Here is a 17,964-nt window from a genome sequence, read left to right as displayed (position 1 = left end):
AATGGGGCAGGAGATAGGGAGAGTAATCCACGCCAATACAACCCAGTTTACTGCCGGCTGTCGCACTCTCCTTCACGATATTCCTTCCTTCGGCGATTTCGTCAAAGTCCTCACCCAGGATGGTAGCATCGTTTACGGCTTTATTTACAATGTGTCTATCCAGAGCGATTCGTCCGTGCGACAGCTTATTACAGCGCAAAATCTGCCGGAGGAGTACATAAGGGACCATATAGAAAACAGGCTGCTTCCTGTGGAAATTTCAGTAGTAGTGGTGGGATATAAGCGCTATGGTTTTATCCGTCAAGAGATGCCGCCTCAGCCCCCGATGCCTTTCAGCGTGGTAGAAAGCTGTTCCGATGAAGAAGTTAGGGAGTTTGCCCTCTCGGGTTTGGATTTTCTCCGTACCATCCTCAGCAACCCGGGCATCCCTGCCGATGACTTGATAGCGGTAGGCATAAGGCGGATGGCGGGCTCTCTTGGTAAAGAGGGGCGTTATTTTCTGGTAGATGTGGGCCGCGAGCTTACCAGGTTACTTTACAAAGATACCACTAGACTTGAAAGCCTGTTGCGTCGCATAAGGCCTTAGTTTTACCGCAAATTCAGGACTCAGATATAAGGGGGTACCATGCGCAGAGCGCTTAAAGCTGTAACTATAGTAATAGCAGTGCTCATAATCCTGGTGCTATCCCTTTCCGGCTTTCTTTACTATACCATCCGTAAACCCTGGCCCAGGACCACCGGAACTATAATTGTGGAGGGGCTCAGAGCTCCGGTAACCATTGTAAGAGACAAATGGGGTGTGCCTCACATCTATGCTTCCAATACCCATGATCTCTTCTTTGCTCAGGGTTACGTTCATGCTCAGGACCGCTTCTGGCAAATGGAATACTGGCGGAGGATCGGAAGTGGACGGCTTTCGGAAATCTTCGGAGAAGCCACCCTCAAAATAGACCGATTCATCCGCACCCTCGGGTGGCACAGGGTCGCTGCCCGGGAGCTTGAACAGCTGGAGCCTGAGGTAAAGGCCATCTTAGAAGCTTACGCTAAAGGGGTCAACGCTTATCTCAAGGAGAACAAGGGGAAACTGGGCCTGGAGTTTACCATCCTTGGCCTTATAGGAGCAAAGTTTGAGCCTGAACCCTGGACTCCCTATAACATTTTAACCTGGGCAAAAGTTATGGCCTGGAACCTGGGAGGAAACTGGGAAAATGAAATCTTCAGAGCGATGGTTTTGAGCAGAGTTGGCTCCACTCGTTTAAAGGATATAGATCCACCTTATCCTCCTGATAAGCCAGTTATAGTACCTCATCCTGAAACCGGGTCTTCCTCTCACGCTCCCGAAACATTGATCCCTTTATCCCAGGCCACTTTTGAAAGCATTCCGTGGGAAGCTCTGGAAATCCTCCGCATGGGGCCTGGCCTGGGAAGCAACAACTGGGTGGTCTCCGGCAGCCGTACCACCACCGGCCGCCCTCTTCTGGCCAACGACCCCCATTTAGGGATTCAGATGCCATCTATCTGGTATGAAATAGGCCTTCATTGTGAACCAGTAAGCGAAGATTGTCCTTTCAGAGTGGTTGGAGCCTCTTTTGCCGGAGTCCCTGGAGTTATAATAGGCCACAATGAATACATAGCCTGGGGTGTAACCAATGTCAACCCTGATGTTCAGGATCTATATGTGGAGCGAATTAACCCTGAAAACCCCGACCAGTATGAAGTTGATGGGAAATGGGAAAATATGCAGATAATCTGGGAAGAGATAAAAGTGCGGGGGAGAGAAGAACCGGTGAGGGTGCGGGTTCGTCTTACCCGCCATGGGCCCATAATAAACGATGTGGCTGGTGGGACTGAAGAAGCGTGGGCTTACGGGTGGCAGCCTCTGGCTTTCCGCTGGACAGCGCTCGAACCATGCACCATCGTGAAGTCTGTGCTCCTTCTGAACAAGGCCCGCAACTGGGAGGAGTTCAGGGAGGCCCTCCGTTACTGGGATGTTCCAAGCCAGAACTTCGTTTACGCTGATGTGAACGGTAACATTGGCTATCAGATGCCTGGCAAAATCCCTATCCGCAAGAAAGGAGACGGCTCAATTCCCGTGCCGGGATGGAACAACGAATACGAATGGGTTGGCTACGTTCCCTTTGATGAACTTCCCCGCACCTTTAACCCTCCAGAGGGCTACGTGGTCACAGCTAATAATGCCGTGGTTAGGCCAGATTTCCCGCATTTTATCACCCTGGATTGGAACCGAGGCTATCGGGCTCAGCGCATAGTTAACCTAATAACGGCCAAGGACAAGCTCAGCATTGAAGATTTCAAAGCCATTCAGATGGATTCCTACGTCCTCCATGCCGAAGAAGTTATCCCTCACCTTGCCACTCTTTCCCTGGAGGACCCTCGCCTCAAGGAGGCTCTGGAAATTCTCCGGCGATGGGACCGTTATGCTACCACGGAATCGGTTGGAGCTACCATTTTTGAGGCCGTTAGGCTTAGCCTCCTCAGGAACATCTTTGCCGATGAGCTTGGGGAGAAGGCTTTCCTAAAGTTTTTGGACTTTGAATCCCTCACAATGCAAGTTTTAGCTTCCATCCTGGCCAAACCCCACTCTCCCTGGTACGATAACGTTTATACACCTCAAACTGAGACGAGGGACGAAATACTCCTCAAAGCTTTCAAGGAAGCTGTGGATGAGCTTGAGGAAAGGCTGGGCAAAGATATGAAGAAGTGGCAATGGGGCAAAGTCCACGTAGCCATCTTCCAGAACGAGACCCTGGGAAGATCCGGGATAAAGCCCATTGAAAATATCTTCAACCGCGGTCCCGTACCTGTAAGCGGGAGCTCCGAAACGGTGAACAACAACCTTTATCACCCTGAAAATCCCTTTGAAGTGATGGCTCTGCCGTCGTACAGGCAGATCATAGACGTTGGAGCGTGGGATAATTCTCTATCCATTCATACTACAGGCCAGTCTGGTCACCCTTACCACCCTCACTATGGTGACTTCATAATGAAATGGGCCAGGGGAGAATATCACCCGATGCTTTGGAGCAAAGAGCAGGTAAAACATCACGCTGAAGCTATCTTAACCTTAAAGCCAAAGTGACAGCGATGATGCAGTTTCCGGAAGGCCTCCGGGGTTGTTTTGCCCTTGAAGTTAACAGTGACTTCTGCGAAGGGATCGCTGAACAAAACTTAAAGGAGGGTTCAAATTATGCCGGTGATTACTTTTACCCTTAATGGGCAGAAACGAACCGTTGAGATAGAGCCTTTTGAAACTTTAGCCTATACGTTGCGGGAAAGGCTTGGTCTCGTGGGCACTAAAATAGGGTGCGAGGAGGGGGAGTGCGGGGCATGCACTGTGATCGTGAACGGTAAGGCTGTCACTTCATGCATCTATCCAGCCATGAAAGTGGATGGGGCGTGGGTAGAAACGATTGAAGGGCTTTCTTTAGACAGAAAACTGCATCCTATCCAAGAAGCTTTTATAGAACACTTTGCCGCTCAATGTGGTTACTGCACTCCAGGCTTCATAATGTCCACTAAAGCTCTGCTGGATAGAAATGCAGACCCTTCCGAAGAGGAAATCAAAGAAGCCATAGCCGGTAACCTTTGCCGGTGCACTGGTTATTACCAGATAATAGATGCTATAAAAGCCGCTGCGGTTAAGATGAAAGGGGGAAAGAAAAATGAAGGTCCGCCTGGCCTACGGCAGAGAAGGGCTGTGGATTGAGCTGCCCGATGATTTAAAGGTAAAAATTATTGAGCCCCGGTTCCTCCCTGGCTTGCCGGAGGAAGAAAAGGCTATCAGGAAAGCTCTCAGAGAACCTATAGCTTCTCCTCCCCTCAGGGAACTGGTCCGCTCCTCCGACACTGTAGCCATTGTTTTCAGTGATATAACCCGGCCGATGCCAAACCGCAAGGTCCTTCCGATAATTCTGGAAGAACTCTCTCATGTTCCGAGGCAAAACATATTGCTCATAAACGCCCTTGGAGCTCACCGTCCTCAGACCCGAGAGGAACTGGAGGAAATGCTGGGTCCGGACATCGTTTCCAATTACGCTATTCTTCAGCACGATTGTAACGACAAATCAACCCTTCAATACCTTGGAGAAACGAGCTTTGGTCATCCAGCCTGGGTTAACAAAGCCTACATGGAAGCGTCAGTTAAAATCCTTACCGGGTTCATTGAACCTCACTTTTTTGCAGGTTTTTCTGGGGGGCCCAAAGCAGTGCTACCGGGGATAGCTGGCCTTGATACCATCCTTCTTAACCACGGGGCCGAAATGATAGATGATCCCAGAGCTACTTGGGGTGTAACGGAAGGCAATCCCATCTGGGAAGAGATAAGGGAAGTGGCCGCCCGAACCCAGCCATCGTTCCTGGTCAATGTAACTTTGAACCGGGAGAAACAAATAACGGGGGTTTTTGCTGGTGATGTCTGGAAAGCTCATGCTGAAGGGGTGAAGTTTGCTGCCTCTTCGGCCATGGTGGAAGTGGAAGAGCCCTTTGATATTGTTATAACTACCAACTCAGGCTACCCCCTGGATATAAACCTCTACCAGGCGGTCAAGGGCATGTCAGTAGCAGCGCGAATAGTCAAGGAAGGGGGAAGTATAATCATAGCTGCTGAATGCAAAGATGGTATTCCGGACCACGGGGAATACAAAAATATCCTGAAGATGGCCTCTTCTCCAGCGGAGCTTTTAAGGATAATACGCCAGCCGGGTTTTCTGGTTCAGGATCAGTGGGAGGCTCAGATCCAGGCCCTCATACAACTTAAAGCCGACGTTTACGTTAAAAGCTCCTACCTTACGGATAGACAAATAGAAGAGGCTCTTCTGAAGCCCTGCCGTTCTATAGAGGAAACTCTGGAAGAGCTTTTAGCCAGATACGGCCCTGAAGCCAGGGTGTGCATACTCCCCGAAGGCCCTCAGACAATCCCCTACATCAGAGGGGCGGTTTGAAAGTAGTGTTTTACTGTGGCGAAGCAATCTTTCGGGTGCGGGTGGGGAGTTGCTTTGTGCGCAGGGGAGGTGAGGTTTGTTCTTCCTGCTGCCCTGAAGCTTACTTGCGGGAAGGCTGCAAGGTCCATACCCTTTGCCAGGGATTGAAGTCTTCGGGCTATTTTTCCTCTTTGTTGATTCAAGGTTTTGGGCCGAGAGGTATAAAAGCTTTTGCTGTTTTTTTGAAGCCATTATCTGCAATCCTAAATTTAATTGACATCTTTAAAATCTGAGGCTAAAATTTTAAGTGGAAACATTGCACCCCTTGTGGGTCAGAGTTTAGGGGTAAACAGAAGCCGTTTGAGGTTAAAGCTATGGGAGCCTTTACAGTTTTGTCCTTTTAAGAGGGAAAAATGTGTTCAATTTGCTTAAATGTTTAGGCTTACTCGCTGTATTTGGGTTGTTTTGGCTGTTAACGCTGTTTTGGCTGACGCGTTATATAACCCCTCTTCCCCGCCATCATCAGGAATTCAACCGCGTTCGCTGGCTTCTCTGGCGGTATATTGTCAAAAGAGCGTTACACCTTCATCCTTCAGCTTACACGGTGGAAGGGGACCATTACGAAGAAAAAATTCCTGCAGGGTTTGCCTCATATTTATTGAGGGATCACTTGCGAAGCCCAGTTTTAGTAAGAAGCGACAGCGTTGCTGTGGTCCAATTATTTGTGGAACCTTCTCGGGTTGTGGGGAACCAGGCAGTCTTTAGACCCAACATAAACCGCCGCCGGGGGCTGATTATAGAAGGTGAATACAACCAGGGCACTACCATCTATTTCCTTGAACCCTATGAACGTATAAGAGGAGTCATTGACCTCAGACCTCAGCGCAGGATAAGCTATGTTAAAGCCATAACAAGCGATAATATGGAGATTGAACTGCGGCTCCTCCTGGACCTTTCCTTAGCAGACTATGGACAAAGGGGAGGGGATTTTTACTATCGTTATGAACCGGCGGAGTTGCTCAGCGCCTTTTACCTTAAAGGCCCAGACGGATGGGATGAAAGGGCTTTTTCCATCGCCAGAGTTGGGCTAATTAAAGTTGTTTCCCGCTATACTCTGGGAGACCTTTACGGGAATTCCCACGAAACAGTTTCATCAGAAATCCTTGAAGAGGGGCTAAGAAAAGAGCTGGGGAGTAACTTTTGGCCTTATAAAATTAACCTGATGCGAATCACATTACATAAAGTGCCATCAAGGGTCGTGGAATATTCCTTGAGGAATTGGGAAGCGAGCGTAGAAGTAAAAGAGAAGCCCTGGGAGGCAAGGGCAGAAGCAGCCTACTGGAGGCAATTGAGTGAAGCACGGTTTAACTTCCTTCAGGATATAGTGGAGAAAATTGCTGAAGTGCTCACCGGAGTGAGCCCGGGCGATCTGGAAATGACCTTGACTATGCGGTTAACCAAGATTGTGGAGGAACTGGCTTACTCTCTGGCCAATAAGGGGCTTTTAACTTCTGACATCGCTCGAACTTTAGAAAAAGCTGGCGTTTTCAAAGCCCTTTCGCCTGGAGGTAGTTGAGATGCATTTAGTTTTTATCGCTGGTTTTGCAGGGATTCTGGCAGCCTTTCTAACGGTGTGCAATTTTCTAAGGGATTTTCACGAAATAAGAAGGCTGGGCGATGCGATCATATGGCTCCTGAGCTCCATCTGTCCCCTTTTCAGAGAGTTTATTGACTTTACGATCAGGGAAGGGGAAATAGTCGATCCGGAACACCCTGCAGTCAAGATTGGGGGGCCTGGATATGTGATTATCCGGGAAGACAGTGCCGCTGTATTTGAGCAGTATGGCAGAATCACGCGTGTTCTGGGCCCTGGTTACCACCGGCTTGTGCCCTTTGAAAGGCTAAGAGGAGCTGTAGATCTGCGCCCCCAGGTCCACAGAGTCCAGGTGAGGGGTTTTACTAAGGATGGGATCCCGGTACAGGGGGAAGTGGAAATAGAATATCAGAGCCGCCAATTGAGCAGGATTGAATTAGACCAGACTGATCAGAGGGATCGCAGGTTCAGAGCCTTTTACACTTTCTCCTGGGAAGGAATGCTTAACGCCGTTTATAGAACTCCCGTCAGAGAAGGAGCTTTGGTGCCTCATAGAGAGATTGTTGAAGAAGAAGTTTCCTACTGGTTTCAACGGGTTGTAGAGAAGTATAATTTCAGCGAACTTCTTGTTTCTTACCCGGAGGTTATGCCGGAAGAAGGGCATGGGCTGCTTTCAAGAGGTATAATATTGCTTCTGGAATCAGAACTCTTCAACGCTTTAAGGGTTCCTCTAAGGAGCTGGGGATACCAGATAAATCGCCTTCAGGTCAATATGTTGGACGCTGGAGAAGAAATAAGGGAAAGGGTAAGAGACAAAAACTTTGGATTGTGGAGGTCGTTGAGGCTGGCAAAGCTCAGAGCCCGAGAGGCCGAAGCAGAAGTATCCGCTTTACGGATTAAAAACGAGGCCCGAGCTTATGTCGAAGCTCAATTCGTAGAGGCCTTAGCCTACGAAATCAAAAGGGCCGGTCAAGCCCCCCTGCATAAGCAGATAATCTTAGCGATAGCCTGCATAAACGTTCTGGATAACCTCGTTTCTATCCTGAAGGATGAGAGCCATTTCCTCATCCCTTCCTGGGTTCTGGAGCAAATTGACCGCTTTAAGAAGATTCTGGCTTTGCCTTAAGAGTTTAAAATCCAATGGAAATCTCCTGCGGGTCCACGCGGTCGTTGAAGGGGTCTATGCGCACATCTTCATGGATAAGGCCAGCCCAGAAATGGATGGGATTGCGAGGAGGTTTGTGAACTATCTGGATGCAACCGGTTACGAGAGACCGCTGGCCAGGCATCAGGAAGCGGTATTCACGGCCATCCTTTATCCGGACCTCGCAGTTATCGCCACATATTGCCCATCGGTAAGGGTAGGGTCGTCCGCTGGAGTTGGTTTCAAAATCTATCCCTACCCTCCATACTCCCGGTTCTTCATACCACCCCAAGGTGTTGAAGTTTTCAATGCTTTTGTATGTGGTGCCAGGGGGTGGGCCACTGGTGCGGATGGGGACAGCACCATAGTTTTCCACAGTAAGGGTGAAGCAGAGGGTTGAGCCCAGAGGCACAATTTTAGGGTTAAATTCCACTTCTCCCTCTAAAATGTCGGCTCTGGGGACGCCTCCTTCTCTGATCACCAAAGTCCTGGTTACTACCGTGCGGTTGCCGGCGAGGTCCCGGGCCTCCGCTACTACGAAATAGGTGCCGTCGGGTGGGGGTTCAGCTCGCTGGTCCACACCTCCTTCATAGTCGTAGATGTGTATCCCTGGCTCTCCAGGTTTTATATCCCTTTCCTTTTCCACCAGTGGATAACGTCGGCCGTCGGCCCCTACAAGGTAAACATGGGTTTCGGCTTTCTTGGTAAGGTAGTAAGATATGGTAACCCTATCGTCCAGGCCATCCTGGTTGGGGGTGAATTCTTCCGGGTATACGGTGAAGTTCAGAAGCTGGGGGGGATTTGTATCGGCGTTGGTTATTATCAGAGTGCCCTGGGCTTTTTCCCTTTTACCGTAGTCATCGGTTGCTTCAATCACCCAAGTATAGCGGCCATCGGGCAGGACCCGATCTTGAACTACGCCCCCAAAATACACGGTGTGTTCGCCTATGGAGCGCCTCTGTTCTTTCCGAAAGTAATGGGCCTGGTTGTTTTCATCCAAAAAGTAAATGGAAACGAAGGCGTTCCGGTTTAGCCGGTAGCTTATCACGGCCACGTCTACGTAGCCATCGGCGTTAGGGGTTATGTGCTCTGGCCATACTTTGGCTTCTGAAAGGAGAGGGGTCAACCCACAGGTGTTAACCATGGGGAGAAAGCTGGCGAGGATCACCAAATTGAGAAGTCCCCGGAAGATTTTGGCCGTCAATTTCACCTCCTTATAGTTTTTCTAAATTATACCCTGGCTTAGGCCTGGGGCCAAAATCCTGTAATCCATGAGTAAGCGGATTCGGAATATCTCTTGAAAGCATCGGGCGCTCTCCCGCTCGCAGGGTAATCTGAGGCAGAGTAGGTTTAAGAGCTTTTCCCAGGGGGTCTAGAGGCGTTTTTCAATAAATTGTGCTCTGTTTAAGGTCTGAGGAATTTTAAGGCCAGCCTGTAAAGGGTATACCAGGCGGGTGAGTAGACGTAATCCCATGCTCCTGTGTAACGGACCACATTACCTCCGAATCCCCGTTTGAACCTGTAAACCCCCCATAGACCGTCGTGGCGTTCCGGGGGTTCGTCCCAGTAACGCTTTGGATCCTGTCCCACTTCATCAGGTATGCCCCAGAGGTCGTAGGTCAGGCAGCCTGCATTTTTGGCCCAGAGAATGGCTTCCCACTGAAGGAGGTGGTTGGGCATGAGATTTCGGTGGAAGTTGGAGGAGGCTCCGTACATATAGAAAGCCCTTTTTCCCCATTTGAAGGCCATAAGCCCTGCCAGAACCTCCCCCTCATATTCTGCCAGGAGGAGGATCGCATCGCCAGAAGGGGCGAAAAGTTCCAGGGCTTTCCGATAGTAGTCACAGGTATGGATTCCGAATCGGTCGCGCTTTGAGGTTATCTCCATCAGGGCGTAAAAGACGGGCAAATCATCGGTACTGCCTCTGCGCACCCTGACCCCTTTCCGGGAGGCAAGCCGAATGTTGTAGCGGGTTTTGTGTTTCATTCTGGACAAGATTTCTTCTTCCGGCACTGAAATGTCAAGGATTATGGTGCTGCGGGGCTGAATGGTGCGAGCTGGAATGAAACCCCACTTTTGCAAAGGAATAGAATGCTGGCAGTGAGAAGGCTCCTCTATCCTTTCAGGCCAGGAAAATTCAACCCAATCGGGTTCAATTTTGAGGAATATAGCACCTTCTTCTCGGGCCCGGATATGGATGGCACCCAGTAGAACCCTGGAAATTTCTCCCTCTTCAGGCGGTAAAATCGGGCCTCTGGGCACATAGGCCACCACGGGCTTGCAGAGACCTGGCAGGAGGGGTCTGAAGAGAATCTGGGCTCCGGCCAGAGGGAAGCCATTTTCTAAAAGCAGAATCCGGCTTGCCTTCCAGCCGAAGCCCTCCTTTAGCTTTCCCCAGAGAGAGCTCTGGAGGAGATGCCCATACTGGGCGTGCCGTGTGAAATCATCCCACTCGCTAGAGTTTATTTCGGAATCCAGCAAAAGCTCAAGTTTGCTCATCGTCTGTAAGGCAGGAATTCTGGCCCCAATATTTCCCGGGCGATGATGAGGCGCATTATGTTCTGAGCTCCCTCTGCACCGATAGAATAGGACCGAATCCCTCTTATAGCCATCTCAATGGGCGCCTCTTTGGTATACGCAAGGGCTCCGAACCAATCAGCCACTTCGTTCATGGCAGCAAAGCCATCGATAGGCGTTCTCAGCTTGACCATGGCGGCTACGAGGGCTGTCTCGTGATGGGTGAAAGCTTTCTCCTGGTAAAGCTTGTCCAGCATCCATGCAGCTTTATAGACCAGGAGGCGGTTGCGTTCCAGGTTGGCGTAATGTTCAGCCAGGGGGAACTGAATTCCTTCATAGGAAGCAAGGGGGCGGCCAAAAGCGTGTCGCTGCTTTATGTGCTCTATCCCCATTTCCAGAACCGCTTCTGTAGCGCCGATACAGGTAGCACCGATGAGGACCCGGGCGGCGGTAAAGCCTTCCATAGCGTGGTAGAAACCACGGTTAAATTCACCCACCATATAGTGTTCGGGGATGCGGACGTTATCCATATGGAAACCGCCAGTGGATATGCCCATCCTTCCCATGTCTACAAATCGGGTGGTAGTGATACCGGGCGTATCTTTGAGGGGAACGGCGAAGAAGGTGAAGGCCCGATGTCCTGCTTCGGGGCGGAAATCAGTACGAGCCAGGGTGAGGTGTATACCACCCCAGCGGAGGGATTCCAGCACCCCGCTTATATAGACCTTTTCTCCGTTCAGGACCCAGGAGTTTCCCTCTTTAACCGCTCTGGTGCGGCAAGCACCGAGGATATCGGAGCCCCCTTCCGGCTCAGTGGTGGCGATTCCCAGGAAAGCCTCGCCTCTGGTGACTCGCGGGAGGTACTCCTCCTTAGCCTGGGGTGTGCCGTAGCGGTCAAAGATGAAGCCCCATGCAGCTTCCACAAGGTACAGCACAGGAACAGCAAGGCTTATATCGGCCCGGCCGAGCTCCTCTGCGGCAATGGCTGCCATAGTCCAGGAGGCTCCCATACCTCCGTACTCTTCTGAGACGGTTAAAGCCAGAAGCCCGAGCTCAGCCATCCCCTTGATTATGTCCTCGGGGATGCGTTCTTCTGTATCTATTTCTCTTGCTCTGGGGGCTATTACCTTCTGGGCGAAATCTCTTACGGTGCTGCGCCAAATCTTTTCCTCTTCGCTCCAGCTAAAATCCATGGTTATTCCTCCTTTTCAGGGATTATTGGGAAAGTCTAAAGAGCGAGGCGGAGGGCCATCGTAGAGGATGTCTCCCTCCGGCACAGTTCGGAAAGGCTTTTCCCTGACAGTTTCTTCATATACGTGGGCCACAAGCCCTAAAGTTCTGGAGATGAGGAAGAAGGCCGAAGCTATACGGGGGTCAAAGCCGATTTCCAGCACCAGCGCCGCTATAACTCCATCTACATTCATCGTTATGGGCTTACCCGTTTCCTCTCTGACGATTTTCTCCACTTCAAAAGCAAGATCCACGTAGCTTCCAGCAAAACCCAATTCCCTGGCTTTGCGAACAAGGGCCTCAATGCGGGGGTCAGTAGTGTGGATGGGGTGGCCATAACCGGGGATACGTTCCCCCTGGGAGAGCTTTTCTCTGATTATCCTGCGGGCTTCTTCCAGGGGTGAACTGGATTCGGCTATTGTTTTAAGAAAGAAAGCGCAGTCCTCTATCGCTCCTCCATGGTATTTGCCAATGGCTAAGAGTCCTGCAGCTATCGCCTGAGGGAGGGGTACTCCACTGGAGGCTGCGAACCTGGCGGCATTTACCGAAGGGGCAAGGAAACCGTGGTCGCAACAGGAAACCAGGATCGCCTCTATCAATTTTCCTTCGTTACGTCTGGGAACTTCTCCTTTAATCAGGAGGTAGAAAACGTCGCCGAAGGAAAGCCTGGCTATTAACTCCTCTATGGCGTAACCGCGGATGCGGATAACGTTTGGTTCAAAATAGGTTATGGAAGTTCGCCAGAAATAGCGACGGGTTGCCATCTTTTCTCCTTTATAAGGGTTCAAAAGCGCCAAAGATTATACCATAGCCCGAAACGGGCGCAAAAGCCAGAAGGCGCCATCAGGTGGTAGAGGCGTCGCTTCGCCTGTAGAGCTGCCCTGGTTGCTATTGAACTCTGGCTGCACCTTTCTCTTGCTTCCCACCGTGGTCATCTGATATATTTACCTGCGGGTCAGGTTTGCTATGGGCAGTGTTTTTCCCTGGATTTTAGGGTTGGGTGATGCTTCTTTCTCCAGGAACCTCTGGCTAACGGAAAGGAGCAATTACTGAGCTGTGAGGTTTAGAGCTGGCTTTGTACCCCATTGCACAGCAGTCCAGAATTCCGCCCATCAGGGGAGGCCATTGCAGAGGTGCAAGGTGGCCCTGAAGGCCAAAACTCAAGGTGCCTCGTCCCGAAAACTTGTTCGAAGAGCCTTCTCCAAATGGCTGGAGGATAAAGTGTGCTGGGCTCCGATGCTGGTGGCAGCGGTGCTTTTGCGTTTGATTTTATGGTGGAAGGATGAACTACCCTTTCACGCCGATGAAGCTGTAGTGGCCCTCATGGCTCGCCACATTCTCCAGGGAGAACGCCCCTTGTTTTTCTACGGACAATCCTACATGGGAGCTCTTGATGCTTATCTAACTGCCCTGGGTTTTGCCCTCTTCGGCGAATCGGTAACGGTGATCCGGATGGTTCAGGCTTTGCTATATGCAGGCACCATGGTTTTTTCCGCAGCGTGGCTTTACGAGGTGGCGGGAAAATCAAGCCAGTGTCCTGTTCTATTGCTTCTTCTCTTTCCACCTGTGGGGTTTCTTCTCTACACAGCTTTTTCGTTGGGTGGTTATGGTGAGGCCTTATTTTTTGGATCTGTTTTGCTCTGGTGGACTTGGCGCTGCTCACAAAGACAGCGCATCTTGCTGCGGGACGGTTTCCTCTGGGGAAGTTTGGCGGGCATCGGCCTCTGGTGCACTCACCTTACTGCTATCTACGTTTTGCCACTGGCTTTCATTTTGCTTTACAAACAATGGCGTGGCTTACAGGTTCGATGGCCTTTCTGGGCAGGTCTCGCTGCTGGCTTAACCATAGGGCTCATCCCTTATCTCTTACACATCGGGTCAAAAGGATTGTACGCGGTCCTGGCGGACCTAAGGGGAGCTCGCGTTCCCCAGCATCCATTGCTTAGCGATCCCCTGCAACGCCTTGGCCTGTTAGTCCTGGCGTGGTTCACAGTCGTGATGGGAGTGCGCCCACCCTGGGAATTTATCTTTATCGGCGGGCCGCTGGCAGTGGTTCCTCTGCTACTTTTCCTGCTTCTTGTAAAGGTGACCCGCAAACCCATTAGTTCGGCTCTGACCTGGCCTCTGGTTTTGGCTGGATTCAATCTCTTTTTGTGGTGGGCTACCCCTTTTGCCGGGGACGTTTCCGGACGCTATGCCCTGCCTTCCACACATGCCTGGATTCTTTTTCTGGCTGGAAGCATCTCGCAAGTTTCTCAACGTAAATTACGCGCCATTTTGCTCTGGGGCTTCACAGGCTATTATGCTTTAAGCCTTTTAATCCTAACGTGGGGACCAGGCTTTTTGAACCCTCAATTCAATTTTGCCAGCCGCATTGACTTGAGCGGATTGCCAGAGCTCGCGGAATTCTTGGAGAGAAACCGTCTTGTTCACGGATACACAAACTACTGGATTGCTTACCCTTTAGCTTTTTTATCCGGAGAAAAGCTGATTTTTGCCCCGCGTCTTCCATATCATTTTGACTTGCGCTATTCTCCGTGGGATGACCGTTACCCCTTGTATACTTGTTTAGTAGTGCGGAGCGAGGATATAGCTTACGTAACCAGCGGCCCACCAGCCCTGGACCAGGCTCTCAGAAAAGGCTTCCAGGCTCTTGGAATTACCTGGGAAGAAGTTACAGTGAAAAATTTCCGGGTATATTACCGTCTGAGTTCTCCCGTACACCCGTGGGAACTGGGTATTTCTTCGCCTCCTGAACCCTGTCCTTGAGACCTAAAAGAGGCTTAGCAGAAGCTCGTGTGCGCCTTTTTCAGGGGACAAACACCGGAAATCGCGAAAGGGCTTCCTCAAGCCATTGGTTTAGCTCCTCAATCCTCACTTCCCTTTGAGTGCCATCGCTCATGTTTCGCACGCTGACATTTCCACGGGCGAGTTCTTCTTCTCCTATTATAACGGTGTAGAGGACGCCAGCCTTATCGGCTCTTCTGAGCTGCGCTTTCAGAGAGCGATCACCCAGGGCGTGGGTGGCAGCAATGCCGAAACGCCTCAGTCTGGAGGTTAGTTTCACTGCCTCTTTTTTAAGGGTTTCGTTAGCGAAAGCTATAAAAACTTTTGGCCCTTCAATGGGCTGGACTTTTATTCCCTGATGTTTCATGATCATTACGATTCGCTCAATCCCAGCAGCGAAACCAACTCCTGGCGTTGGGGGGCCTCCAAGCTCCTGAGCAAGGCCATCGTATCGGCCCCCTCCGCAAACGGCATTCTGAGCTCCTATACCTTCAGCCCAGACTTCAAACACCGTTTTGGTGTAATAATCTAGCCCTCGTACCAGGCGGTGGTTCAGGGTATAGGGGTGGCCTTCCATATCGAGGTAACCCAGCAGGGTGCGGAAGTGGGAGGCGCATTCATCGCACAGGAAATCCATCATTTTGGGAGCTTCCGCGATGAAGGGCTGACACTGCTCATTTTTGCAGTCTAACAGCCTCAGGGGATTGCGTTCAAGACGCCTCTGGCAATCCTCGCATATGGAGGAAATTTTATCCTTGTAGTAATCCTTAAGGGCAGCGACATAGGAGGGGCGGCATATAGGGCAACCGGTGCTGTTAACTTGAAAGGAGAGGCCTTTGAAGCCCAGTTCCTCGTAAAGTTGCCAGGCCAGGCTCATGACTTCAAAGTCCAGGGCCGGATCCCCTTCCCCCAGAGCTTCCACATTAATCTGGTGGAACTGGCGGAAACGCCCAGCCTGAGGTCTTTCATAGCGGAAGGCGGGGCCTATGGAGTACAGGCGGACAGGCTGGGGCCACAGATGCATACCATGCTCTATGTAAGCTCTGACTACTCCTGCTGTGAATTCTGGCCGCAGAGTGAGGGAATCACCCCCTTTATCCAGGAAAGTATACATTTCTTTTTCCACGATATCGGTGGTTTCCCCCACGCTTCTGACGAAAAGCCTTGTGTCTTCAAAGATAGGTACATCTATTGGCTGGTAGCCGTAGAGGTGCAGCAAACGTAGAGCAGTATTTCTGACGTGAATCCAGTATGGCTGCTCTTGAGGCAAAATATCCTGCGTTCCCCTTGGGGCTTTATATAACACTTCTTCCTCCAGCTCAAGTGGTTTGTGAAAGTTTAACCTTTCCCGTATTTTTTGTCAAAATACCTTAAAGTTGCGGCTGCTGCACACACCGGTTAAAGGCTTCCCTCCTTCAAAGATTGAACTTAATGTCCAGCTCCGCCAGGGTATGGGGGTAAGGCATGCCTGTTTGCGGGTCCCATCCCATCATTCCGTACAGGAGCTCTTTGGCTTTCTGAAAAGCTTCGGGGTTTATAGCTTCGCCCGCCAGGGGGCCATCAACGAAAGGTTCAAAGAAACGCTCCGGGAGGCGGTCGTCAGAAGGAGAGAATCCGGCTTTGATGTTGAATATTCGGGCCAGGGTGTAAATGCGCTGGCCCGCTTTCATCATTTCCCATATGCTTACATCCCACCCTGTTACAGCCTGCAGGATTTCACAAACCTGGTGTTTATCGTAAGGCAGGAAGCGGCACAGACCCCAGAGTTCATAGCCTATTTGCCAGAGGAGCTCGTAGAAGAAAAGGCGAACCTTACCGGGACCGAGGTCATTGCGGGGGAGGGGTTCAAGGACGCCCAAGGCACGTGCTTTGCGGAAGGCGCTTCTGGTTTCCTTGACATAACCATCATCATGGACGTTGTGGTTGTGGTCAGCTCCGGTTGGGCTGATGGCGTAGCCGAGGCCGAGGGCCTGCTTGAAACGGGGTTCGTGCATGGGTATTTCCTGGCCTTTTATTTCCATAGCCAGAGGGTAGGCTTCAGGTCCTATCTTTCCGGCGGCCCTTCTGACCCCTTCGGCCAGCAAATCTCCCAGACCACGACGGAAGGCAATCATTTCCAGAAGTTTGAGAAGGGTTTCAGGGTCGCCAAAACGGAGGTCCACTTCATCGCTTTTGAGCAACCCTTTTTCTCCACATTCCATTGCAAAAGCTATGGTAACTCCAGCGGATATGGTGTCAAGGCCATAAGCTCCACAGAGCTGATTAGCTCTGGCAATAGCTTTGAGGTCGCTTATCCCGCAGGATGAGCCCAAAGCAGCGATGGTCTCGTATTCGGGTCCACCGTATACCGGATCCACGGGGTATGGGCCTTCTCTAACCTCTACAACCCTTTTGCAGCGGACAATACAGGCATAACAGCTTCCCCTATCCACTAAGATAGTTTCAGCCATTTTCTGCCCAGAAATTTCATCGGCCCCTTCAAAGTGGCCCCGGGTGAAATTACGGGTGGGGAGTCCTCCTGCAGCATTGAGGTATGGAAGGATGCCTGCTGTCCCTGTGTGGCGGAATCCGGCCAGAAGGGCTTCATCGTTCTTACTGAGCCACTGCCTTATGTTGGCAAGACGGTCAGGGTCGGCCACTTCCAATTTGCCTTCTCCCTTTACGGCGATGGCTCTTAGGTTTTTGGAGCCCATCACTGCCCCCAGGCCGCACCTTCCAGCAAAGTGCCGCAGGTCATGAGTTATGCAGGCATAGCGGACGAGGTTCTCGCCCGCCGGGCCTATCTGAGCAATCTTAATGCTTCTGTCCCCGAGTTCCTGGTGAAGGAGTTCCTGGACTTCGGCTGTGGTTTTTCCCCAGAGGTGAGATGCTTCTCGTATTTCCACCTGGCCATTGTGGAGCCATAGGTATACTGGTGAAGGGGCTTTGCCCTTTATAACTATAGCATCAAAGCCAGCCCTCTTAAGCTCAGCACCCCAGAACCCCCCCGCTTCCGAAGCTCCAAATCCTCCTGTAAGCGGAGACTTTGCTCCAACGGCATGGCGCCCGCTTCCAGATATAGGGGCACCGGTTATGGGGCCTGTGGAAAAGACCAGAACGTTGTCTGGCCCCAGGGGGTCTGCAGATGGATCCATCTCTTTGAAGAGATAGTGGAGGATAAAACCCCATCCTCCGAAAAAGTAGCGCCGGAACAGTTCATCGGTTTCTTCTATCCCAAAAGATCCCGTTGAAAGGTTAACGTGGAGAATTTTCCCGGTGTAACCGTAGGGCATAGCACCTCCTTGGCCTGGGGAATTTGGTTTATCTCATTTTATCCGAGCCATGGTCTGTATGCAAGCATCTCCTGGCCTTTTTTCTGCGGAGTTTTGCTGTAGCTCTGGGCCTCTGCCGCAGCAAACTGCGGGTGACTGTAACCCGCTCCTTATATCTTCTCAACGTGGCAAAATAAGGTGGGACGTGATAGACCGACCTGCCCCTGGAATAAAGACCGTTTCGTAGCAAGGTCGTTATGCCCCTTCCTAAACCCTCCAGCCTAAACAGTTGATTGGGCTAATTAAGCCCGCATTCACAACCACCACGATCCACACGCTCAACGCAATTAAAGCCTGGCCGAAAAAATATCGGGTGGGTTTCACCTGCCCCTCTGAAGTTCTCCAGGGGTGTACATTTCAAACCTCTTGCGTTTAGGTTAATTCCGAAGGGCCTGACTTCAAATTTTTGGCTAACCTTTCCTTTGTGTGGTATAATGGGCT

General features: G+C 51.0%; 13 protein-coding genes. 7 read left to right on the top strand and 6 right to left on the bottom strand.

What is annotated here, in order from left to right:
• Window position 1 precedes the first annotated feature (1 nt).
• From NZ653_01730 to NZ653_01705, 6 genes are all read left to right on the top strand, one after another.
• Window positions 2–586: a hypothetical protein gene (locus NZ653_01730; protein MCS7285850.1), complete on the top strand. Its 585-nt coding sequence runs from the start codon at window positions 2–4 to the stop codon at window positions 584–586.
• Window positions 587–625: 39 nt separating this feature from the next.
• Window positions 626–3,100 carry a penicillin acylase family protein gene (locus NZ653_01725; protein MCS7285849.1) on the top strand — a complete coding sequence of 825 codons (2,475 nt, stop codon included), beginning with the start codon at window positions 626–628 and terminating at the stop codon, window positions 3,098–3,100.
• A 108-nt stretch (window positions 3,101–3,208) separates the two neighbouring features.
• A complete protein-coding gene (locus tag NZ653_01720; protein MCS7285848.1) occupies window positions 3,209–3,727 on the top strand; it encodes a (2Fe-2S)-binding protein in 519 nt (172 codons plus the stop codon).
• Window positions 3,684–4,961: a nickel-dependent lactate racemase gene (gene larA / locus NZ653_01715; protein MCS7285847.1), complete on the top strand. Its 1,278-nt coding sequence runs from the start codon at window positions 3,684–3,686 to the stop codon at window positions 4,959–4,961. The genes NZ653_01720 and larA overlap by 44 nt, the downstream gene beginning before the upstream one ends.
• Before the next feature lie 439 nt (window positions 4,962–5,400).
• Entirely contained in the window at window positions 5,401–6,516 is a 1,116-nt protein-coding gene (locus NZ653_01710; protein ID MCS7285846.1) for a hypothetical protein, read from the top strand.
• Window position 6,517: 1 nt separating this feature from the next.
• Entirely contained in the window at window positions 6,518–7,660 is a 1,143-nt protein-coding gene (locus NZ653_01705) for an SPFH domain-containing protein (GenBank protein ID MCS7285845.1), read from the top strand.
• Between the two features lie 4 nt (window positions 7,661–7,664).
• Here NZ653_01705 and NZ653_01700 read toward each other — a convergent pair whose 3' ends face one another.
• The 4 genes from NZ653_01700 to NZ653_01685 form a co-directional block, all read right to left on the bottom strand.
• A complete protein-coding gene (locus NZ653_01700; protein MCS7285844.1) occupies window positions 7,665–8,882 on the bottom strand; it encodes a hypothetical protein in 1,218 nt (405 codons plus the stop codon).
• Between the two features lie 200 nt (window positions 8,883–9,082).
• The gene (locus NZ653_01695) at window positions 9,083–10,177 is read right to left on the bottom strand and encodes a peptidoglycan bridge formation glycyltransferase FemA/FemB family protein (protein MCS7285843.1); all 1,095 of its coding nucleotides are present in this window, start codon (window positions 10,175–10,177) and stop codon (window positions 9,083–9,085) included.
• On the bottom strand, window positions 10,174–11,388 hold the full coding sequence (locus NZ653_01690; GenBank protein MCS7285842.1) for an acyl-CoA/acyl-ACP dehydrogenase: 1,215 nt from the start codon (window positions 11,386–11,388) through the stop codon (window positions 10,174–10,176). Before NZ653_01690 ends, NZ653_01695 begins: the two co-directional genes overlap by 4 nt.
• 15 nt (window positions 11,389–11,403) lie before the next feature.
• The gene (locus tag NZ653_01685; GenBank protein ID MCS7285841.1) at window positions 11,404–12,189 is read right to left on the bottom strand and encodes a citryl-CoA lyase; all 786 of its coding nucleotides are present in this window, start codon (window positions 12,187–12,189) and stop codon (window positions 11,404–11,406) included.
• Between the two features lie 457 nt (window positions 12,190–12,646).
• Between NZ653_01685 and NZ653_01680 the strand changes: the two genes are divergently transcribed.
• The gene (locus NZ653_01680; GenBank protein ID MCS7285840.1) at window positions 12,647–14,194 is read left to right on the top strand and encodes a hypothetical protein; all 1,548 of its coding nucleotides are present in this window, start codon (window positions 12,647–12,649) and stop codon (window positions 14,192–14,194) included.
• Window positions 14,195–14,234: 40 nt separating this feature from the next.
• On the opposite strand, the gene hisS is transcribed toward NZ653_01680, so the two are convergent.
• Together hisS and NZ653_01670 are read right to left on the bottom strand one after the other, a co-directional pair.
• On the bottom strand, window positions 14,235–15,518 hold the full coding sequence (gene hisS / locus NZ653_01675; GenBank protein ID MCS7285839.1) for a histidine--tRNA ligase: 1,284 nt from the start codon (window positions 15,516–15,518) through the stop codon (window positions 14,235–14,237).
• 109 nt (window positions 15,519–15,627) lie between these two features.
• Window positions 15,628–17,484 carry an aldehyde ferredoxin oxidoreductase family protein gene (locus tag NZ653_01670; GenBank protein MCS7285838.1) on the bottom strand — a complete coding sequence of 619 codons (1,857 nt, stop codon included), beginning with the start codon at window positions 17,482–17,484 and terminating at the stop codon, window positions 15,628–15,630.
• Window positions 17,485–17,964: the final 480 nt, after the last annotated feature.

The sequence above is a fragment of the Anaerolineae bacterium genome (assembly GCA_025062375.1).
Taxonomy (GTDB): Bacteria; Chloroflexota; Anaerolineae; order SpSt-600; family SpSt-600; genus SpSt-600.
Note: the sequence above shows the minus strand (reverse complement) of the source record. Positions and strands in the feature narration are given on the sequence as shown.